Here is a 21,192-nt window from a genome sequence, read left to right as displayed (position 1 = left end):
CTTTTTTTGTATGTAGTCGGCTGGAGGTATTATGAATAAGAAGAATTTATCATTAGATGGTGAAATTATCATGTACCAGCCTGAAGGTGCTATTCAGTTGCCTGTACGAGTTGAAAACGAAACAGTATGGCTGACGATTGATCAAATGGCTCTTCTTTTTGGGAAATCTCGTTCAACTATAAACGAGCATATATTAAATGCCCTATCTGAGGGTGAAATATTGAAAAATGAATCGGTAAGAAAAATCGGAAATTCCGATTTTTCTACCAAACCTACAAATTTCTACAATCTCGATGTCATCATTTCTGTCGGGTATCGAGTAAAATCTATCCAAGGTACACAATTTCGTCGATGGGCAAATCAGGTTCTCAAAGAGCATTTGCTTAAGGGGTATAGTGTTAACCAACGATTGATTTCTCAAGAAAATAAACTCGAGAATTTGGATTCTCGTGTTGTTAACCTTGAAAAACAGGTGGACTTCTTTGTCAAAGCAAATCTTCCACCTAGCGAGGGCGTTATACCAGCTAATGCTCGTTGGAGCGGTTATGAATTTGCAGTGCAATTAGTTCGCTCCGCGAAAAAAGAAATCATAATCATAGATCCGTTTGCTAATGATACATCGCTTTCGCTTGTTGCAAAACGAGTTGCTGGTGTCAATGCCGTCATTTATTCCGCTCGAATTACGCGTGCGATGAACGATGAAGTTGACCGCATAAATCGGCAATTTCCGACTGTTGTATTGCGGACAATGCGTGATGTTCACGACAGATTTATCATTGTTGACGAAACTGTATATCATGTTGGGGCTTCGATTATGGATTTAGGCTGTAAAATGACGGCGTTTTCGGTACTGAACCTTGTGACCAAGGAACAGTTGCTTGCTTTGGTAAAATGAATCTCAATCTCTAGCCGAAAGGTGTAGTTTTTTGTATTTTCTATGTGAAAAATGAAAAAGCTCGTTATTTACATTCACGGGAAAGGCGGTAACGCCGACGAGGCCAATCATTACAAACCTCTTTTCCCGGATTTTGATGTCATCGGTTTTGATTACAAGGCAGAAACCCCGTGGGACGCCAAGCAGGAATTCTCGGCTTACTTTGATTCGATTGCCACAAAATACGACGAAGTCGTGCTTATCGCAAATAGCATTGGCGCGTTCTTCTCGATGAACGCTTTGGGCGAAAAATGCATCAAGCAGGCGCTCTTCATTTCTCCGATGGTGAACTTGGAAAAGCTCATTTGCAATATGATGCTGTGGGCGAATGTCTCCGAAGATGAACTTCGCGAAAAAGGCGAAATCGCGACGAATTTCGGCGAGACGCTTTCTTGGAAATACCTTTGCTACGTGCGAGAAAATCCCATCGAATGGAATATCCCGACGCATATTTTGTATGGCTCCAATGACAATTTGACCAACCTTGAAACGATGCGAGATTTTGCTCAAAAAGTGGGCGCGTCGCTCACGATTATGCAAGGCGGCGAACATTGGTTCCATACCGACGAACAGATGGATTTTTTAGACAGGTGGATTGAAAAATGTCAGAACAAACATTAACTCGCGAAACCTTAATTGATTTTTTCGGTGAACAGGAATATGAAAAACTTTGCCGCCACGAGGCGGGCCACGCTCTAATCGCTTTCCTGTTCAAACGCCAAATTGATTACGTCAGAATCAACAATTCCAAGGAAAAGCCGAGTGCCACGCGCATGCCCGGGAGCTCGCTCGATGGTGCTGCCCACATTGCCATTGCGGGCCATATGTCGGACTTTTTAATCCGCAAAAATTTCGCTTGCGATCTCGACACTGTTATGAAAGAACTTCCGATGGAACTTTACAGGAGCGATCCCGATTACCAAAGCTTTCAGGCGGCTTGCTATTACTACCAGCTTGCCGAAACAAACGTTGTCGAACAAGTTTATAACCTCATGATGGCTTGCCAAAAGTCGCTTACCGCAATCGTTGCCGCCCTTAACGAAAAGACGAACTTGAGTGGTGCCGACCTCGCCGCCATCATGAGCGGTAAGTAATCCCGTTTCGACCATGTCATCCCGGATTTATTCCGGGATCGCCATCTTGTATCTACTTTATTTTACTATACCATATTAAATCTATGGACGGTCATGTTGTTATATTATAAACATGGCTTCTGTTTACAAATTCCTTTTCCTCCTCCTTGCCGCATGCGTTCTCTCTTCTTGCGGAGACGAAAAAGTCATCAAATTGTCTTCGAACGCGAAGCAAAGTTTCGAAGGCTTTGTCCGCGATACGAGTGCGTATGTCATGATCGTTGATTCTAGCGTTCAAAGCAAACCTTTTAAAGAGAAACTTGTTCCTGTTGAAAAGGGTGGTTTTGCAGAACATTTTTCTAAAAATAAACAAGAAAGAGGACGCAAGATTTTTTATGCGTATTCTGATTCAATAAGTCCCTTTATCAGTGGAATGTCTTCTGATGTATCATCATTCTTTGATGTCGTTGAACTTGCGTTTGCCAATCATTATTCCCTAGAAATAAATCCAGATGATATTTGGCTTATGATTTTGGATGGTTTCCGTTATCATGTCAAAAGCAATCGCGAAGCTTTGAAAGATAAATTTGTTTCTCCGGGAACGGATACTGTAGTTACTTTTGAGGACAATTCGCTGACCACCGAATCAACGCATTATGAATGGTTCTGGACGCTTGCGAATTTGTTTGAAGCATTGCAGTCCAAGTTGCCTGAAGAGACTGGATTATCGTTGAAAACAAAGTTCTCGACGACAAGCCCGGTGGATTATAACATTTCTAGTGCGATGGTCATGGCTGTGGCTGCTGAATATTACGAGTATGTGGTTTCTTCGCTTTGCGGAATCCCCAAAATCAAGATAAATGGTAAAAAAGAAGACTGGGTTTTGCTCAAGGATGCTTTTAACAGACTTGCATCGCGTCTGGATATGGATTGGTGGGCCGTTGGGCTTAATCCTGTTCTAGATGAATTTATCAATGTCTTTGATGGCAAAATAAATATGGAACATTGGAGAGGAATATACAAGCGTTACATTCCAGAATTTTGTGGAAATGTGACCTTTAACGGTTGGATTTCTAGATTTTTCCCATACACAGGGTTAGATATAAACGAGAGCAATTACTTAAACGAAACTATTGGAGCTTATAAAAGGCATTCTCCGGATTGGAATGAACAACTGGATGTTAATAATGTTCCTAGAGGTGTGACCTCGATACGGATTGAATGGAAGTATTTAGGTGAAATGATTCCTTTGAGGCTTTATACCGGTTTTATTGGCGTTCAAATTGATACTACCACGAATATGTTGAAAGCTGCCCGAGGATACGCTCTTTTTGAAAGTATTAAGGAAGAATCAATCCCGTAAAATGGGAAATAATGCCCCGCTTTTGCGGGCGTGGCTGATTCTCATTTGACAAATCGTCAACGCTTTTAACGGCAGAATTTGGGCTTTCGCCGTTCTTTGTTATATATTTAAATTCGGTGTATGATCTTTCGTTGTTTGGGGATAAAACGCGAATGGCATAGAACCAAAGGATTAACTATGTTGAAACAGCACATTCGCGTTGCTGCTCTTTGCAGCGCGTTCTCTTTTGCATTGGTGTCAAATTCCTTCGCGGCAGATTTGCCGACGGCAAACGAAATGTTTGCGAAGATGGGCTTTGGCATAAACATTGGAAACACGATGGAAGTTCCAGGGAATCCGACGGGGTGGGGCAATAAGTTCCCGACCGAGGCGTATATTGATTCGGTCAAGGCGGCGGGCTTCAGCACGATTCGCATTCCTTGCGCTTGGGATAGCCATGCGAGTAACGGAGTCATCAACAAAAGTTGGATGGATTCGGTGCAGACTGTGGTGGATATGTGCATGCGCGCGGGGCTAGTGACGGTTCTCAATATCCATTGGGATGGCGGCTGGCTCGAAGAAAATTTGAAGGATGCCAAGAAGGACGAGGTGAACGCCAAGCAGAAATCTTACTGGACGCAAATCGCAACGCACTTCAAAAACTATAACGAAAATTTGCTTTTCGCCAGTGCAAACGAGCCCGCGACAACAGACGATAATTACAAGCACGAAACTGAAATTTTGATGGTTTATCATCAGACGTTCGTGGATGCAGTGCGTGCGACAGGCGGCAATAACGCAAGCCGTACGCTCGTGATTCAGGGCCCTTCGACAAGCATCGACCGCACGAGTGAAGTGATGCCTGTGAGCAAGCTCCCGAAGGATGTGTTTGCAAACCGCCTGATGGTCGAAGTGCATTTCTATGACCCTTATACCTACACGCTGTTGAATGACGTTGTTGATTGGGGCGCTCAAGTCTATCCGCAGTATTACTGGGGCGACGACCTCGCGACTGGTGCGGATATTGTGCATAACTGCGGCTACAACGCTTGGGCAGGTGCCATGGGCGACAAGTGCACGAGTGCTCAAATTCAGGACCAGTTTGGCAAGATGAAAAAGAACTTTGTCGATAAGGGCGTGCCTGTGATTATCGGCGAGTTCGGTGCTAATGACCGCGTTGGCGTGTTGACGGGCGACAAGTATGCGAAACACCGCAAGGGCCGCCTCGCTTATTACGATGCCGTGATGAAACTTGCAAAACAAAACAAGGTGGTGCCGATTGCTTGGGATACCGGTCACGAAGGCGAAAACAACATGACGATTATCCGCCGCCAGACAGAACCGGACGGCTCCGTGTTTGACAAGGACGTTCTGAACATCATGCGTCATGCTTACGGCCTTGACGATTACGTGAACAACGGCATTACGCATGTGGAAAACTTCAAGACCGACGATGGAACGATTTCCGTTTTCAAGCGCAATCGCCCGGCGCAGTCCCGCAGCTTGCGCACCTCCCGCACTTACGACTTGCTCGGCAAGCAGAACCCGCAGGCAAGAGTCGTGAAAGTGAAAAAATAATAGACCCCGGAACGGCGTCCGGGGTGACAAGTGTATAAGTCATCCCTAACCTCATACATCAAAGGCGGAGCTCAACTCCGCCTTTTCTCGTCATAAAAAAAGTCGCGCTTTTCAAATGCGCGACCTTTGTCTAACCTAGAATCCTATGCTTGCTTGGACCATGTAGATTCGGTTCTCGTCCTGGCCGGTGTAGTATCCGCGTTCTTCGCCCCACGTAGCGGCTTCGATCGAGAAGAATCGCAACACTTCAAGCCCGATACCCGCTGACGGGTAACCGCCTCTGAAACCGCCTGCAAGTCGCAAAGCGATAAAGCGGATTTCGTTATTGAGTCCCGGAATTGCGGCAAGAGTCTGTTCAATTTCAAAACCGAAATTCAGGTGGCTAAAGAACTTGTAATTTCTATCGGCATTGAACATGTCGGCAAAGTCTACGGCCACGTTAAATTTGCGGCCAAAGCCCGTATTGCTGTTCATGAATTTCGGGCTGTAGTTTGCACCGATGGTAAAATTCGGAGTTAACGTTTCACCAGCGAGAGACTTGAAGTAAATGTCTCTGAGCGATGCGCCGAATCGTATTTCACGGTTGAACTGGTAAAGCACACCTAAGTCGAGGCCAAACGAGAACGTCTTGGAATCGAAGAAATTGTCCGTGGCGTCGCTTGCTTGATCCTTAAGGGTGTCGACGATCGTGCTGTAATTGGCAAGGCCGATGGTTACCATGTTGGTCTTGTGTCGCTTGGCGATTTTACCACCCAAACCGACTGAAAGTTGGTTGGGGATGATTTCGTAGGCTCCACCAATCTGGGCGACTGCGTCGATAACGAATGTGTCCACAACGACGTAGGGGAGGATTAAGCCTGCTTCGATGTACGGCGCAACACCTCCGTTTATCCAGAATGCGGCACCAAAGTTATGGAACGCCATTTCTGCATCGAACTTCACTCTTGCTTCCATGGTCTTATGGTCGTAAGAGTTTAATGTCTTGATGTACTTGGGGTTCTTGACCAAGGAATCGAGAATGGCACTTGTCTGGCTGGATTGGGAGCCGGCATCTTTTTGAGCGTCTCTGAACAAGTCCTGGACATCCTTCACGTCGCTATACGTAGATAGGAACTTGAAAATGTCACCCGCACCACCGAATGTGAGGCGCATGTCGCCAATCCAGTTTCGGGGGTAATAACCTTGCTCTGGGCGCTTTTCGTAATTGCCCAGGCGGTTGATTTGGCTCAAACCAGCATAGTTATAATGGATGGCTTCTTTGTCATCAACAACTGCGACATGGGCGCCACCCATGGATTCCGCACGCAACGAAAAATGCGTCGGCGCTTTTGCAGAAGCTATACTAAAAGTACAGGCGAGAACGGCAAGTAAAGTTAATTTATTCATTCTGCGTCTCCCCTATTAAACCACTGGAGGAATTGTTCTTCCGTGTAATTGTTCCAGCATCCGCCAACCATTTCTTGACGTTTTTTCAAGTTGTATTTGGGTAATTTTTTGCTTGGATCGTAAATGGTATCTTTGCGGATGAGTTCCTTGTTCTTGATCAAGGATTCGATTTCTTCAGCGTCCTGCATCACAGGATCGTTATCCTTTTCGAGGAACAACCCGTTCTTGGTATAATTGAATTTGAGTTTGTTTGTGAATTGGAGCAGGTGGTTCTTTTGTTCGTCTCTTTCATTAGGATCGCTGTAGACGTAATGCCATTCATAAGGGTCATTTGGGGGAGATTCAGGATCACCTTCAACCACAGGACCAAATACTCCATTCATGTCGATGTCTACTGGATGGTATTTTTCGATGAATTTTAACGAATCCACTTGGGCCTTCGTGAGGTCGTAATTCGTTACATCCTGGCTTGCTGCTTTTAATTCTTCATAATTTTGCGGTCTCTTCTTCATCAAGACAATCGAACGGCTGTCGCGAACGTCTTCGTCTATTTCGCCGTCGCCATCGTTGTCGTAATTGTCAAGAACTTCTTCGTCTACGCAGCCATCGCCGTCGTCATCACGACTGTTGCCGAATTTGAAGAACACGTCATTACGGTCTTCTTCGACACTCTGGGCTCTGTCGTTCATCTGGATAATGGAGTTGGCAAGCCCAACGGATACATCGGCGTAGTCATCGTCGTCAAAGTCCTGGCGGGTAGAGTCGGGGAGGTAAGCCTTGATGATTTCAGCGGCGGCTTCTGGAGCAGCCTTGATAGCTTCAGCGGCGGAGGCCATGTCGTTAAGGAACGGCTTGAGGCTGTCGCCCATTTCGCTAAGCACGGTAAGGTCCATCATCATGCCTGAATTGTTAGCAGAGACCACGGATGTAAGTGAAAGCTTTTCTTGCATTTGGTTTCTCACGGCCCTGATACGGAGGGCGGCCTTGGTGAGCTGCAAAATGGTGTAGCTGTCGGCAATATCCCTGAATCTGACTTTCTTGTCCGTCTTGCCTGTAGTGTCTCGGGCTATGAACTTGTTCAGGTAAATCATGACGGAATCGATTCCTCTTGAAATGGAATCCGCCTTTGCGTCGGACATCGTATTGAACACGCTTTCGCTTTTGCCGTCTTCTGTCTCCTTGGTCTGTGCGTAGGAAACTAGCTCAAATACATTGATACCTTTCTGGGTGTGGAGGACTGATTTGGACAGCCCGACCCAAGCTTCCGAGTGTCCGGAGTCGGCTTTGACGGCTCTGCTGAAAAATGTGCGGGCCGCGTGGTAGTTTGCGTTCTGGAACTCTTTTTGACCTTCAAGAGTCAGCGCTGCAGCATCATCGCTATCTGCATCGCGGCCATCTGTTGGGTGGAACAGGTTGCAACCTGCAATGCCTATAGACAATGCTATTGCCGTAGGCCACATCCATTTGCCTTGCAATGTTTTTTTCATATTGCCGATCCTGAAAAATATTATTTCATTACCCTATGTAATAAAATAATTTCATTTTTTCAAAAATGAATAAGGTGCTTTTTTTTATTTGCGCTTTTTACGGTATTCTCGTAAAAAAATATATTTGCGCTCGATGAATGCTTATAAAGAGTATTTTCCGACGAAGGCTTATCGCATTGCCGAAATGCGACTGTCCACCCTGCTCCGGGTCGAAAGGGACCGTCTAGACGGAATTGCGACCGCCTTGGGCCGCGAATGCGCCATAGGTCCGGACAATTTGCGCGAACAGTTGCCCGAAATACTCAAGTTCACCGAAGCATATCATGCCGCCTACGATCAGTACTTGAAGGCCGTGCTCGTACAACAGCCGCGCCCAATCCAGTGTAGGCCCGCCTGCGGGAACTGTTGCCACCACTACCCGATGTCGGTGGAACCGTTCGAGCTGATTTTCATGTACAGCGAGCTGCGCAAGAGGGACGACCTCCTGTCGTTGATGGAGGCCTGCCAGATGCGGTCGGACAAGTTTGAATCTCTGTTCGAATCGCGCAAGGAAGAGGGCTTTTCTGAGGATGATGCCGAAGACAAGGCGCTCCACGACTATTTCTCCTGGTGGCACTCGTGCCCGTTCTCGAACGGGGTGGGGGACTGCACTGTCTATCCACTGCGCACGGTCTCTTGCCGTATGTACTTTAGCGAAACAGATCCGAAGTACTGCACGCCAGATATGCTCCAGACCGAAAAGAATGATAGCTACATAGTTTATATGCCAGATGTTGTTGAAGATGCTGTTTACGGGATCTCGGAACATTATGCGGCTCTGGACTTGCCCGAAAGCTTTTTTGGCGGTCTCTTGGCACTGAATGGCTATGAAGGAGTGCTTGGCGCGTGAATGATGGGCAGTTGGATTTGTTCGGCTTTGTCGCTGAACCGGAGGTGCCCGAAGTCAAGGCGCCGTCGCCGGAATGTTCCGCCAACGGCCTTGTGCATTTCAAGTACAATCCCCTGATGAAAAAAAGCATCCGCTGCAAGGGCGGATTCTTGTTCGGGCATCCGGAAGTCCTGCTGCCTGCGTATATGAAGGCCCCTGAATTTGCCGATGCTCGTGAACTGGCCGCAGAGTGGGCTGAACATGCGGTGCGTCGTAAAACGCAGAAAAACAAGGCTATTATCAAGGACTTGGTAAACCGCTTTTGGCAGGCGGTAGACCAGATTTTTACAGATAAAGGTGAAGCTCCGCTGGCGAGCAAGGGACGCTTGCCGCCAATTCGTCCGCAGGGCGTCCATCACAACTTGACGGATGTGCTCGCCGCTATCAACAATACGTATTTCGATGGAGCGCTCACGTGTAGGATCACCTGGAGCAACCGTGTGGGCGGGTTAAGTTTCCATTCGGTGCGCAAGGACCCGGTGACGGGTGAAAGTTTCCATCTGATTAGTATCAGCCGCGGTTATGATGCTGCAAATTGTCCTTTGTATGCAATTGCGGGGGTCGTTTATCACGAGTGCCTGCATATCGTGATTCCTGTGGAAGAACGGGGCGGGCGCCGCGTTGTGCATGGGCGCGAGTTCCGCCAGCGTGAAAAACGCTACATCTATTACGATGAATGGATCAAGTGGCACAAGGAAGTCTTGCCGCGCAACATTCGTGCCATGCGGCACCACAAGGCCTTGTAGCAACTCCTAATTAAACCAGTCTTGTATTTTCTGGAAGATTTGGCTTAAGATTCCAGTGGAGTCACCGATTTTTTCGATGGCGTGCTGGGGCGTGTGTACGACGATGACGGATTCGTTCTTGTCGTAAGGAATCGAGAAGTCGATTTGACTGCTGCGTTCTTCGGTGATGCTCATGGCCGCAATACAGAGGTCTGTCTTCTCGTTCACGAGCGACGGAATCAACACGTCAAAATTCATGTCTGCAAACTTGATGTTCTTGTTCAGCATCTTGCCGATGGTGTACATGATGTCGATGTCGATGCCTGAAAGCTCGCCCCACTGGTAAAATTCATAGGGCGCATAAAGTGCTTCTGTACCGACAACGAGCGTGTCCGTTCCGATCCAGTCCTGTTTCATCACTCTGACGGCGGACTTGTTCTTGGACCACTTGTTCTTGATTTTCTGGATTTCGCCTTTTTGCTGTAACACCTTGATGCAGGAATCGATACTGGCCTTGAGCGGGCTGTTCTTGCCCATGGCGATACCAAATTCATCCTTGTTCAGGCGGTCTTTAAGAATCGAAAAATCCGGATGTTGCTTGAGGATGGATTCTGCAACCGAGTAGTCCACCGCGATGCCGTCCAGGTTTCTTTGTTCCAGGGCCTTGGTCATTTCGGGAATGTTCGCGAAATACTGGATGCGCGGAAGCTTGATGAGCTGCTGCACCTGTTCGTCGAGCGTTGTCCCGGTCTGGACTCCGACAAATTTACCGGAGAGGTCGGTAAGCTTGTATATCTCGTCCGGTTTCTTCGGTTCGAGATACGTCATCTTAGGAACTTTGCTGATTGTTGCCTCTTTGCCAAAGTCGTTTCGGATGGCAAAAGCCGTTTTTCCGATGTAGTAGGGCTTTGAATAGTCTATTTCGTTCTGGAAGCATTCGCAGACGGTGAATGCCGAAATGATGAGGTCTGCGTCGTTGTTCTTGAGTGTCGTGACGAGCTTGTTGCGGTCCGTCTTGACAATCTTGGTCTTGACGTTCAGTTTTTCTTCGAGGAGCTTCGCTAAATCGATATCAAACCCGACAATCTGGTTCCCGCTGGTGAATGAAAACGGGGGAACGTCGGCTGATGTGGCGATTCTCAGGACTTGTTCGGATTCGCTTTCCTTGGTGCTGATTAGCGGATTTGTTTTTGAGTTCTTGTTCCAATGGTCGTTTAGCTCGGCGAGAGTCCCTGCGGCGTTTAAGCTATCGATAAGCTTGTTGATAATCCCCTTGAGATCGGGGATGGCACTGTGCTTGTTCATGCCGATAACGAATTCTTCGGGCAAGTTCATATCGTTATCGATAAACGTAAGCCCGCTCATGCTGTCGTTAAAGGTATGCGAGAGGATAATCTCGTTGTATGACAAGATGTCGATATCGCCAACTTGCAATGCGAAATAGGCGGTTATTAAGTCTGGATACTGCTTGACTTTGGCCTTGGTAAGCTGCTTTGAGACATTCTCGTAGATGCTGGATTTTTCTTCGACACCGATTGTGTATAGGGATGAATTTGCGTTGGAGACATTGTGTGGAGGGTCCTTGGAAAATCCATTACAACCGGTGATGTTAGCGAAGAAAACACCGAAAACAACGAAAAGTAGAGCAACTCGTTTTTTCATATACGCTAAATGTAAGAAAATAAAATGAAAAAGCAACAAAAAAGTGCTAAAACTCCGGATATCCATCCTTCAGGGAATCGTTGTAGTGCGCACGCTCACCTCCGATGAACTTGGGGCGGGTACGGGCTGCAATGATGATGGCTTTGCCGATGTGGTTCTGCTTTAAGCGCACCGGGACGGCGACTTCGCGGAGGTGCATGCCGATAAGGGTCCCGCCGATGTCTATGCCTGCATTTGCCTTGATGTGCTCGAGCGCTACGGGAGCCTTGAAGCTTGCGTAGCAAGCGGTAGCGAAGGAGCCGCCAGCTTTGGGCTGTGGCACGACATTTACGATTTCGGCATTCGGGACGGCATCGTGCTCGATGATGATGGCGCGGTTCAGGTGCTCGCAGCACTGGGCGGCAATGTAGACGCCTTTGGCCCCGAAAATGCTCTGGAGACCGTCAAAAATGGCCTTGCCGACTTCCGGGACGGAGTGGCTACCGACCTGGTTTCCTAAAGTTTCGCTGGTGCTGCAGCCGACGACGACAATGTCGCCCTTTTTGAGCTTTGCCACTTCGACGAGTTCTGCTGCGACCTTCATGGCATCAGACTTGATTTGTTCAACGATGTTCTTGTCGTCAATTTCGTAAGTAATTCCTGCCATATTAAAACTCCTGCTAAAAGCAATTCAAAAGATAGTCTTTTTTGCCGTTTTAGGCAAAAATAGCGCAAATTGGAACAAAAAAATAGGATGTTCCCGTCCAAAAAATGATATAGCAATGTATATTATTAATAAGAAACTTAATGGGTTTGTATGAGTGGAGAAATTGACAATTCTTCGAACGTCGTTGGACTCGACAGAAAGAGAATCAAGGAGTTCTTTTTGCGCAAGCTTCCTGATATGAAGGAAGCGGTTATTGATGCTATTATCGAAATTTTGCCGAGCGTACCGCACTATCAGGAAGAAAACGACCATTTTACGTTCAGAATCATCATGGGTAACGGAAACCCGCCCATGGGTTGGAACCGCCGCATTTATGAATTTTCGGGAGATGCTTTAGAGAGCCTTTTCAAGGAGCGCGTCAAGGCCTGCTTGAAAGACGTCATTCATTTCTGCAAGAGCGGCTGTGACCTGATTATTCAGCAGACCCAGACCCGAGAAAAGGCGGAGTCCGCGATCCAGGTGGGGGTGTTCCAGTCGGATATCGGCAATGCGGGTGAAACCGAACGCGCTCTTCTCGAAAAAGGCTTTTTGCTGATTGAATGCGTCAACCGTTCCAAGATTTGTATAAATTCCCATACCTCGTCCGGGGTCAACGATCACTTGCTTATCCGTTTTGACCTGGATGAAAATGAGTTCTCTGACAATTTAGAAGACAATAACCTGGAATCGTACCCCAAGGGCTTTTGGGCGGGGCTTTTCTCGCAGATCAAGAGGGAAGTCCATGGCACAATCTGCCTGTTTGTCGATCCGTCGTGGAACGGCAATGAAGACGAAAATTTCGACAGCGGCAAGATTGTTTTTGACGATTACAAGGAAATGCAAATCAAGCCGGATTCCATGCTTGAAACGCAGACTTTCCGCGACCTGTATGAACAGAACTTTATCCGAAAGATGTTCATCTCGATGCTGAACTACGACGGTATTACGGTCATCGATACGAACGGTTGCGTGCGCGCATTTCACTGCTTTGTTTCTATCCATCGTGGTAAATTTACGTCTGGGGGAGCAAGACACCGCGCTTACAGGGCTCTTGCAAATTTGTTCAAAGACAATGACAAGTACAAGGCTCTTTATTTCCAGTCGCAAGAAGGAAACATCAGGTTCTATCACAAGTTCCGTGTTTCTTCGTCGTTTGATTCCACGGTCATGGATCAATGTGAAAATCTGGAAATTCAGGCCAATGCCAAGAAATCGGGTGAGGTCGTAGATGGCAAGACTGCTTCGCTTGCGTCTGCCGTCAATGCCGGGGTTGCTGAAACTACAGCTGTAGATGATTCTTCGCCGTTGTCGGATTTCCTCAATCATTTGCGTGATGCGCATTTGGGAATTGACAACTTCTATAACGAACCGAAGCCTGCTGAAGACCTGTACAATGCGACTCTCGACATGACGGACGAAGCGTGGAGCCGTGTCAATGTCGGGCGCGTTATCAATGTGCCTTTGATTTGCTTGATCGGTAATTCTTATGGCTATTCTACGAATGCGGAACCGTTTATCAAGAAGTTCCTTGAAAAAATCCCGCAGTCTGTCTGGAAGTCTTACATGGACAGTAAGTGCTACGAGGATACGTCGCTTTCGTCTACGTTAGGCAGCAAGAATCAGGAAAGCCAGTGGATGAAGCTCATGAATGAGGCTGGTGCCGACGATGGCGGTGCTGAAAACTATGTGACCGACGAGCTCGCTAAACACGTCAAGGCGGTCTACAAGAAAGTGAGCAAGCTGTTTGCCCAGAAGTTCGAAGAAGAACGTAGCCTCTGGGAAAACCTGTTTAAGGGTTATTAGCTTTCTTTTCTTTATAGAACAGATAAATCATCCACACAAGGCCTGCGAGGATCATCACGGAGCAGAGAGTCTGTCCACGGCTCATGCCAAAGAGGTCCACGCGTCCGAGGTGTGCATCCGGCTTGCGGAAAAATTCAATGAAGAAGCGGAACAGTCCGTAACCCATCAAATAGAGGCAAGGAATCTTGTCGTGGAGCTTTGGGATCTTGCGCAGGTTGTACAAGACGATAAAGAGCACGATGCCTTCGAAGACCATTTCGTAAAGCTGGCTCGGGTGGTGGAGTATCGGGTTTGCTAGCGTGCTGTCGTGAGCGAGCGGGAACCACATGCCGATAGCGCTAGTCGTTGCTTCGCCAAAAAGTTCACCGTTGATGAAGTTGCCCCAGCGGCCCCAGGTGTAGGCGAGCGGGGCGGCGAGCATGGCGAGGTTCAATGTTTTCCAGACGTCGAGCTTGTTGCGTTTTGCGCCGATACAGAAGAAGATGATGCCAAGAATAAGGCCGCCATGGTATGACATTCCGGAAATCCCGACAAAATGGTAACCGAGGTCGTCATGGATCATTGGGAATAAAATTTCAGTCGGGTTTGCAAGATAGTAGCTTGCTTTGTAGAAGAACACATAACCGAGGCGTGCGCCTAGCAAAATGCCCGCGATAATCCACGTGAAGATGTTGTCGAGTTGTTCCTTGGTGTAGCCGAGCTTTTCTTTTTGGCTGATTTTCCACATGGTGATGTAGGCAGTCACGAACGCAAAAATGTACATGATGCCGTACCAGCGCACCGGGAAATTCCCGAGCTGGAATGCCGTTCCATCAAAATAAGTCGGTATTAAGTTCCACCAAGATAATTCCATGATAAGCCTTCTTCTTTTGTGTTTAAATCTAAATTATTTTTTCAGGTCCAGGTTTTGGTGTGCCCAGTAATTGATGACGGTTGCGGCTACCTGCGTTGCCGGTTGTGAACGCATTTCCTTGTGCATCTGCATCACGATGACGACAATGGACTTGTTCGGATCGTTTTTCGCTTCTGCAAATCCCATGAACCAGTCGTAGCGTCCGGCGGGGTCGTTTCCATCGAGAGAGCCTGTCTTGCCGCCGAGGCGGAGCGCTTCGAAATTCTTGCGGGCCATGTTCTTTGTGGACATGTGCTTGCGGGCTGTCCCCTGTGTCACGGAACGGAGCATGGATTCGCGGAGACCGTAGTATGTGTTTTCGGTGAATTTGCCAAGGTTGAGGGCGAGTGGCTTTTGCGGGGCGAATGGAGCCATGTCGCGAGCCCATGGAATTTCAAGGGGTTTCTTGGTGAGGATTGCACGGACTTGCGCTGCGGCGAGGAGCGGCGTAAGTGTCGTCGAGGTTGTAAAGCCGCAGGCGACTTCGGCAAGGCCGTAACCCGTGTCCGGGGCGGTGTAGCGCGAGGCATTCGGGGCGTTGCCAGGGAAGTTCTTGTTGTAGCCGAGTTTTGCGGCGGCGGCGTTGAGGCGCTTTCCTCCGACGTTTTTACCGACGATGGCCATTGGCGGATTGGCGGAGCGGGCGAACGCTTCGGAGAGTTCCATCGTGGGGCCGTTATACTTTTCGGGGACGCGGAGCTGGTTCAGGTAAAGCGTGTGGTGGCGTCCGATCATCGGAATGGGTGTGTTGAGCGAGTAGCGGTTGCTTTCCATGGCGGCGGCAATCGTCACAAGCTTTGCAAGCGATGCTGCGGGGAAGGTGGCGCGGCCAATGTAGTCGGGCTTGTTCTGAACCTGACCGTCTCGGCGTTCTCCCCAGGCGATGATTTCGTTTGTCTTGGTATCCACGACGAGGATAACGCCCAAGTCCGGGTGGTAACGGCGTAAAAGAATGTCGATTTTGTCGGCGAGGAGCGGATCTTTTTGTGCTTTGATATGGAGCGTGTCGCGGACGCTGTCTGTGCTTTCGGCAGTAGCGTTTGTTGCGCTTGCCACATTTCCGTTGGCTGTGTTGCCCGAGCTTTCAAAGTCTTCGTCTTCGATGCCTTTCAGGGCGACAAGTCCGTTCGGATTTTGATTTGTATCGCTTGGGGCTATGGCTTGGGCGAGTGTGTCTACGGCTGTTGCAACTTGCGGCTCGGCAGGTTCTGCGGGTGGAACAGGATCGTCTTTGGTGGAACAGTGAACAATGGCAATAATAATCGTGACAAGAACAGTAATCGCAATGCAGCGGTTGCGCATTCTCTGGGCGTAGGGGAGTCTTTCCATAGAATTACTTGAAGATGGTCTTTCGGTAATAGGCGAGTTCGGCGATGCTTTCGCGGATGTCGTTTAAAGCTTCGTGGCGTTTTTCTTTCTGAAAATCTTCGAGGTTCGGGTACCAGCGGTAACTGAGTTCCTTGATGGAGCTCACGTCAATATTGCGGTAGCAGAGCCATTCCGAAATTTCGGGCATGTACTTGTACAAAAAACGCCTATCTTGCGTGATGGAATTTCCGCAGAGGAGGTTCTTGCCTTTTTCGGTAAACGGCTTGATGAACTTGAGCGTTTCTTGTTCGGCGTCCTTGAGGGAATACTGCGAACGGCGGCAACGGTCCACGAGGCCGCTCTGGTTGTGGTGCCGTGTGTTCCATTCGTCCATGCTTTCGAAAACGTTTTCGGGCTGGTGGATAGCGATAACAGGGCCTTCGGCGAGGATGTTCAAGTTGGCGTCAGTAACAATGGTCGCAATTTCGAGAATGACATCTTTTTCAGGATAGAGACCGGACATTTCCAGGTCCATCCAAACTAAATTTCGAGAACTCTTTGGCATACGCGCGAATAATAGCATTTTTTTGAATCGTGTTCCCGCCTTGTTTTTGTCATTCACGCCTCTTGACTTGTCATTCCCGCCACTTGACTTGTCATTCCCGCCACTGAGCGGGAATCTCCTTTCTTGACATGAAAATTTTACTGGATCCCTCGACTCCACTTACGTTGCGCTCGGGATGACACAGGGGACTATATCTACTGACTAATGACTAATAATGGTTTGTAAGTATTGCGTAATAGAAATGAAGGAAAATGCTATATATATGGATAAATTCTTGCAAAGTTATAAAAATATTCTTGAAAATGTAATTTTTTGTTACAAATTGTCTTTTTCTTGCGTCGCTTACGAAAATGTTACCGTTTTTTTTATTATATTTGGCGCATTATGGAAAATGTTGTTATTACAGGTATGGGCTGCGTTTCCTCTCTCGGAAACTCCCCCGAATTATTGTGGCAGAACTTGCTCCAGGGCAAGTCTGGCATTGCTCCCATTCAGCGTTTCGACGCTTCGGCTTACACCTCTCGCATGGCTAGCGAAATCCGTGAGTTCGACGCTTCGGAAATCTACAGCACCAGAGACCAGTCCAGGTTCTCCCGTTGCATCCAGTATGCTGTTTACTCTGCCTTCCAGGCTTTGCGCCAGGCTGGCATTGCTCCGGAAAATGAAAATCCGGAACGCTGCGGTGCTATCATTGGTAGCAGTATCGGTGGTTTGCAGTATTGCTATGACGCCGCTGTGGCTCTTAGCACTCGTGGCCCGTCCCGTGTTTCCCCGTTCTATATTCCGATGGCTATCGTGAATATGCCGGCTGGTGAAGTTTGCAACAAGACTGGCTGGATGGGTCCGTCTTACACGGTCACTTCCGCTTGCGCAACTTCCAACCACTCCATCGCCAATGCCTATGACATGATTCGTCTCGGCCGCTGCGATGTGATGCTCGCTGGTGGTGCCGACGAAACGGTGAACCCGCTCAGCCTCGCTGGCTTTACCAGCATGAAGGCCGTCAGCAAGCGCAATGATGCTCCGGAACAGGCTTCCCGCCCGTTCGACAAGGATCGCGATGGCTTTGTGATTGGTGAAGGTGCTGCAGTCCTCGTGCTCGAAAGCGAATCTCACGCTAAGGCTCGTGGTGCAAAGATTCTCGCCCGTATCGCTGGTGTCGGTGCAAGCTCTGACGCTCACCACATCTCCGCTCCGCGTCCGGATGGCAAGGGTGTGATGCTCGCAATGGCTAACGCTATCAAGGAAGCTGGCATCGAAGCTAAGGATATTAGCTATATTAACACTCACGGTACATCCACACCGCTCGGTGACATTGCAGAATGCTCTGCCATCGAAACGCTCTTCAAGCAGTCCTCTGCATCGGCTCTCGACAACCTCAAGGTCAACTCGACGAAGTCCATGCTCGGCCACTGCCTGGGTGCTGCAGGTGCTCTCGAATCCGTTGTGACCATCATGTCCGTTATGAATCAGAAGGTTCACGGTACGCTCAACGTGTTCGACCAGGATCCGGCTATTCATCTTGATGTCTGCGCAAATGGTGCCGTCAACCAGAAGATTGACTACGCTATGAGCAATGGCTTTGGCTTCGGAGGCCAAAATGGAGTTATTATCTTTGCGAGGAATTAATGCGTAAGGCCAATGGTTTTTCAATTGGCTCTTCCGCTTCTCGTAAAATAAACGCTAAAATCTCTGCGTTTTTGCTTTTGCTGTCGCTGGTGCTCCCGGCGGCAGCTTTGTCGTCTCCGGGGGATCCGCTCACGTGGCGCGATTCTACCTGGGATTACCGAAGTGAAGATCCTACTGATATAAAAACGGAAATTGAACCGGCTAAGCTTTTCGGTGTCGCGTCTCTAACCTTGATTGCCTATGGCGCTGCCTATGGGTTTGTTTTTGAAAAGGGCTGGTGGGATGATGAACGCACCCATTTCCATTTTGAGAACGACTTTGATTATGCGCTGAATTTGGACAAGTTTGGCCATTTTGCGGCAGGCGTTGTCCTTGGCGAGTTCTTTTACGAAGGCTACCACTGGGCAGGGGCTAGCGAATTCCAGTCCTATTTGTTTGCGGGTTTATCCGCTTTGGCAACGCATATTGCCATTGATGTCAAGGATGGCTTTGCTCCGACGTGGGGCTTTAGCATTTTTGACGTGCTTTCGGGTGGGCTTGGCGGATTCTTGCCGATGGCGGAACGCTATGTGCCCCTATTTAAATATATAGACCTCAAATGGAGCTACTGGATTAATTCCAATGCTTATTATGATTCGAATCATGCGGCTTCGGGCGGCGTGTTTACGGATGACTACGTGAACCAGACGTTCTGGCTTTCGGTCAAGCCCTACAGGCTTTTGCCGGAATCGGTTCGCAAGTATTATCCGAGCTGGCTTGCCATTGCCGTTGGTCTTAGCATTGACGAGAAGGTTTTTACCAAGGAACCGCATCCGCGTCGTGAAGTTTATGTCGCCTTGGATTATGACCTTGAAGCATTCCGTCCGCAAAGCCGTTTTGCGCGTTTTGCCATCAAGATGCTGAACTACTTTAAGCTCCCGGCGCCTACGATTCAGGTGTATCCGGAGTTCCACTGGTACTTGCTTTACCCGATTAAGTTCTAGATTTGTGCATGAGGTAAATGATGACAGAAAGAGAAAACTTTAAGTCCCGTCTTGGTTTTATTCTGATTGCTGCCGGTTGCGCCATCGGTCTTGGCAACGTTTGGCGTTTCCCGTTTATCACGGGGCAGTATGGCGGTGCCGCCTTTGTGCTGATTTACCTCTTCTTCTTGTTGATTTTCGGATTCCCGATTCTTGTGATGGAATTTGCGGTTGGCCGCTCGTCTAAGCGTGGCGTGGGCCGTTCGTTTGCCATCCTTGAAAAGCCGGGGCAAAAGTGGCATTATGCAGGAGTTCCGATGATTGTGGGTAACTACCTTCTCATGATGTTCTATACGACAGTGACGGGGTGGATGCTCTATTACTTCTACCGCATGGTGACGATGGGCGACCTCATGAAGATGACGCCTGCAGAAGTCGGTGCTGAGTTTGGCAAAATGCTCGGAAATGGCCCCTTGCTCTCGTTCTGGATGGTCGTTGCAACTTTTGCGGGGCTTTCGATTGTGGCGCTTGGACTCCAGCGCGGTGTGGAACGCATCACGAAGACGATGATGTCTGCGCTCCTTATCATTATGCTCATCTTGATGGTTCGCGTGCTCACGCTCCCGGGTGCAGGCGAAGGCCTTAAGTTCTACTTGCTGCCGGACTTTGCAAAGCTCAAGGAAGCGGGGATTGGCGAGGTCGTGTTTGCGGCTCTTGGCCAGTCGTTCTTTACGCTTAGCATTGGCATTGGCTCCATGAGCATTTTCGGTAGCTACATCAAGAAACAGCATTCGCTCTTGACCGAAGCTGCTCATATATGCGTGCTTGATACAGGTGTCGCTTTGATTGCTGGACTTATCATTATTCCGGCGTGCTTTGCGTTTGGACTCAAGCCGGATGCTGGTCCGGGGCTTATTTTTGCAACGCTTCCGAACGTGTTTGCGCAGATGCCGGCAGGTCGTGTTTGCGGTGCAGCATTCTTCCTCTTTATGTCGTTTGCAGCGCTTTCTACGCTTGTGGCGGTGTTTGAAAATATTGTCGCTTACTGGATGGATGTGCGCAATGTGGAACGCAAGAAGGCGGTGAAGTGGAACTTTGTCGCAATTACGATTTTGTCGCTCCCGTGTGCGCTCGGCTTTAACGTGCTTTCGGGCTTTGAACCGTTTGGCCCTGGCAGCTGCGTTCTGGATTTGGAGGACTTCCTCGTTTCGAATACGTTGTTGCCGTTGGGCTCGCTTATCTTTGTGCTGTTCTGCAACTCCCGCTATGGCTGGGGGCAGTTCAAGTTTATCTCTGAAGCGAATTTGGGTGTGGGCATGAAGTTCCCGAAGTTAAAGATTTTGCATCTCTACTTCAAGTGGGGCTTGCCGATTATCATTTCCGTGATTTTCGTGCTCGGGTACATGCAGAAGTTCGCACCGGGTTTGTACAACAAGATATTTGAATAAAATCGTTTAGTAAATCGCTTAATATGCCCGCCAGAATGAACTGCGCGGGCGTTGTTTGTATGTCATGCCCGCCTCCGAGCGGGCATCACTTTTTTTAGCTGAATAAAACAATTAATGTTAAGGCAAGGCAAAGCAGAATGCCTGCGTAAATTCCGCCGAGCAGATCATCTGCCATAACTCCCCAAGCTCCGGGGAGTTTTTCCATTTTATGGATGCCGAGCGGCTTGAGAATGTCGAAAAAGCGGAACAATCCAAATGCGATGGCGAGAATCCAAGGGCTGTGTATAATGACATCGCTCGGAACGAATGCTAGTGCCATGAAAATGCCGCAAACTTCGTCAATCACGATCCAGCCAGGGTCTTCGGTGCCGGTATCTTTCATGGCTTTTTTCACAAATGGAATGGCGGAGAAAAAGACGAATAATGCGGCAGCAAGGAAGGTCAGGCTTATGAAAATACCGAAGTTCGTGCCGCCGATGTAGAGAACTTCGTCTTGTCCTAAGTGCGATTGGAAAAAAATCGCCATGGGGTAGGCGACAATTGCAGCGGCGAGACTTCCCATGGTGCCGGGGGCCTTCGGGCTCATTCCGGAGCCGAAAAACGTCGTAATCAGCGTAGAAATTTTGTCTGTCTTGCGCCATTCGTGCGGAACGCGCTTCTTGCCATACTTTTCTTTAAGTTCTTGCTTATTCATGATGAAGTGGTTGGTAAACAGTGGTTAGTGGTTAGGGGTGAATGGTCGTTAGTCATTGGTCATTGGTCATTGCTTGATGGGGTCGTTATGT

Annotated in this window: 19 protein-coding genes; 11 read left to right on the top strand and 8 right to left on the bottom strand. The window is 48.5% G+C overall.

What is annotated here, in order from left to right; genetic code table 11:
* Positions 1 to 31: 31 nt before the first annotated feature.
* The 5 genes from rhuM to CRN95_RS00190 all read left to right on the top strand — a co-directional run bounded on the left by rhuM (position 32) and on the right by CRN95_RS00190 (position 4,927).
* Positions 32 to 895 (top strand): virulence RhuM family protein, encoded by an 864-nt coding sequence (rhuM, locus tag CRN95_RS00210; RefSeq protein ID WP_097019761.1) that lies wholly within the window; start codon positions 32 to 34, stop codon positions 893 to 895.
* A 51-nt stretch (positions 896 to 946) separates the two neighbouring features.
* Positions 947 to 1,555, top strand: coding sequence for a carboxylesterase (locus tag CRN95_RS00205; RefSeq protein ID WP_097019760.1), 609 nt, complete (start codon positions 947 to 949; stop codon positions 1,553 to 1,555).
* A complete protein-coding gene (locus CRN95_RS00200) occupies positions 1,537 to 2,028 on the top strand; it encodes a hypothetical protein (RefSeq protein ID WP_097019759.1) in 492 nt (163 codons plus the stop codon). The genes CRN95_RS00205 and CRN95_RS00200 overlap by 19 nt, the downstream gene beginning before the upstream one ends.
* Before the next feature lie 112 nt (positions 2,029 to 2,140).
* Positions 2,141 to 3,370 carry a DUF4419 domain-containing protein gene (locus CRN95_RS00195; protein ID WP_097019758.1) on the top strand — a complete coding sequence of 410 codons (1,230 nt, stop codon included), beginning with the start codon at positions 2,141 to 2,143 and terminating at the stop codon, positions 3,368 to 3,370.
* A gap of 177 nt (positions 3,371 to 3,547) precedes the next feature.
* Positions 3,548 to 4,927: a glycoside hydrolase family 5 protein gene (locus CRN95_RS00190; RefSeq protein ID WP_097019757.1), complete on the top strand. Its 1,380-nt coding sequence runs from the start codon at positions 3,548 to 3,550 to the stop codon at positions 4,925 to 4,927.
* 135 nt (positions 4,928 to 5,062) lie between these two features.
* On the opposite strand, the gene CRN95_RS00185 is transcribed toward CRN95_RS00190, so the two are convergent.
* Both CRN95_RS00185 and CRN95_RS00180 read right to left on the bottom strand, forming a co-directional pair.
* The gene (locus CRN95_RS00185) at positions 5,063 to 6,313 is read right to left on the bottom strand and encodes a hypothetical protein (protein ID WP_097019756.1); all 1,251 of its coding nucleotides are present in this window, start codon (positions 6,311 to 6,313) and stop codon (positions 5,063 to 5,065) included.
* The gene (locus tag CRN95_RS00180) at positions 6,310 to 7,800 is read right to left on the bottom strand and encodes a hypothetical protein (protein WP_097019755.1); all 1,491 of its coding nucleotides are present in this window, start codon (positions 7,798 to 7,800) and stop codon (positions 6,310 to 6,312) included. Before CRN95_RS00180 ends, CRN95_RS00185 begins: the two co-directional genes overlap by 4 nt.
* 133 nt (positions 7,801 to 7,933) lie before the next feature.
* On the opposite strand from CRN95_RS00180, the gene CRN95_RS00175 reads away from it, so the two are divergent.
* Together CRN95_RS00175 and CRN95_RS00170 are read left to right on the top strand one after the other, a co-directional pair.
* Complete coding sequence (locus CRN95_RS00175) at positions 7,934 to 8,689, top strand: hypothetical protein (RefSeq protein ID WP_088629624.1); 756 nt, start codon at positions 7,934 to 7,936, stop codon at positions 8,687 to 8,689.
* A complete protein-coding gene (locus tag CRN95_RS00170) occupies positions 8,686 to 9,474 on the top strand; it encodes a hypothetical protein (protein WP_097019754.1) in 789 nt (262 codons plus the stop codon). Before CRN95_RS00175 ends, CRN95_RS00170 begins: the two co-directional genes overlap by 4 nt.
* Before the next feature lie 6 nt (positions 9,475 to 9,480).
* Here the strand turns inward: CRN95_RS00170 and CRN95_RS00165 are convergent, their stop codons facing one another.
* Together CRN95_RS00165 and CRN95_RS00160 are read right to left on the bottom strand one after the other, a co-directional pair.
* The gene (locus CRN95_RS00165; protein ID WP_097019753.1) at positions 9,481 to 11,115 is read right to left on the bottom strand and encodes a transporter substrate-binding domain-containing protein; all 1,635 of its coding nucleotides are present in this window, start codon (positions 11,113 to 11,115) and stop codon (positions 9,481 to 9,483) included.
* 46 nt (positions 11,116 to 11,161) lie between these two features.
* Positions 11,162 to 11,761, bottom strand: a complete 600-nt coding sequence (locus CRN95_RS00160) for a TIGR01440 family protein (protein WP_088629627.1) — start codon at positions 11,759 to 11,761, stop codon at positions 11,162 to 11,164.
* A gap of 150 nt (positions 11,762 to 11,911) precedes the next feature.
* On the opposite strand from CRN95_RS00160, the gene CRN95_RS00155 reads away from it, so the two are divergent.
* On the top strand, positions 11,912 to 13,603 hold the full coding sequence (locus tag CRN95_RS00155; RefSeq protein ID WP_097019752.1) for a hypothetical protein: 1,692 nt from the start codon (positions 11,912 to 11,914) through the stop codon (positions 13,601 to 13,603).
* Here CRN95_RS00155 and lgt read toward each other — a convergent pair.
* From lgt to orn, 3 genes are read right to left on the bottom strand one after another with little or no spacing between them, the layout of a single operon-like run.
* Positions 13,590 to 14,456 (bottom strand): prolipoprotein diacylglyceryl transferase, encoded by an 867-nt coding sequence (lgt, locus tag CRN95_RS00150; protein ID WP_088629629.1) that lies wholly within the window; start codon positions 14,454 to 14,456, stop codon positions 13,590 to 13,592. The two genes, CRN95_RS00155 and lgt, sit on opposite strands and share 14 nt — an antisense overlap.
* Positions 14,457 to 14,489: 33 nt before the next feature.
* On the bottom strand, positions 14,490 to 15,824 hold the full coding sequence (locus CRN95_RS00145) for a penicillin-binding transpeptidase domain-containing protein (protein ID WP_097019751.1): 1,335 nt from the start codon (positions 15,822 to 15,824) through the stop codon (positions 14,490 to 14,492).
* A gap of 4 nt (positions 15,825 to 15,828) precedes the next feature.
* Positions 15,829 to 16,368 carry an oligoribonuclease gene (gene orn, locus CRN95_RS00140; RefSeq protein ID WP_088629631.1) on the bottom strand — a complete coding sequence of 180 codons (540 nt, stop codon included), beginning with the start codon at positions 16,366 to 16,368 and terminating at the stop codon, positions 15,829 to 15,831.
* Positions 16,369 to 16,752: 384 nt separating this feature from the next.
* Between orn and fabF the strand changes: the two genes are divergently transcribed.
* The 3 genes from fabF to CRN95_RS00125 are packed head-to-tail and all read left to right on the top strand — an operon-like array spanning position 16,753 to position 20,407.
* Entirely contained in the window at positions 16,753 to 17,997 is a 1,245-nt protein-coding gene (fabF, locus tag CRN95_RS00135; RefSeq protein WP_088629632.1) for a beta-ketoacyl-ACP synthase II, read from the top strand.
* Positions 17,997 to 18,980: a hypothetical protein gene (locus CRN95_RS00130; protein WP_097019750.1), complete on the top strand. Its 984-nt coding sequence runs from the start codon at positions 17,997 to 17,999 to the stop codon at positions 18,978 to 18,980. Before fabF ends, CRN95_RS00130 begins: the two co-directional genes overlap by 1 nt.
* Positions 18,981 to 19,000: 20 nt before the next feature.
* The gene (locus CRN95_RS00125; protein WP_097019749.1) at positions 19,001 to 20,407 is read left to right on the top strand and encodes a sodium-dependent transporter; all 1,407 of its coding nucleotides are present in this window, start codon (positions 19,001 to 19,003) and stop codon (positions 20,405 to 20,407) included.
* Positions 20,408 to 20,501: 94 nt separating this feature from the next.
* On the opposite strand, the gene CRN95_RS00120 is transcribed toward CRN95_RS00125, so the two are convergent.
* Positions 20,502 to 21,101, bottom strand: coding sequence for a phosphatidylglycerophosphatase A (locus tag CRN95_RS00120; protein ID WP_097019748.1), 600 nt, complete (start codon positions 21,099 to 21,101; stop codon positions 20,502 to 20,504).
* Positions 21,102 to 21,192: the final 91 nt, after the last annotated feature.

This window comes from Fibrobacter sp. UWB16 (assembly GCF_900215325.1).
GTDB lineage: Bacteria > Fibrobacterota > Fibrobacteria > Fibrobacterales > Fibrobacteraceae > Fibrobacter.
Note: the sequence above shows the minus strand (reverse complement) of the source record. Positions and strands in the feature narration are given on the sequence as shown.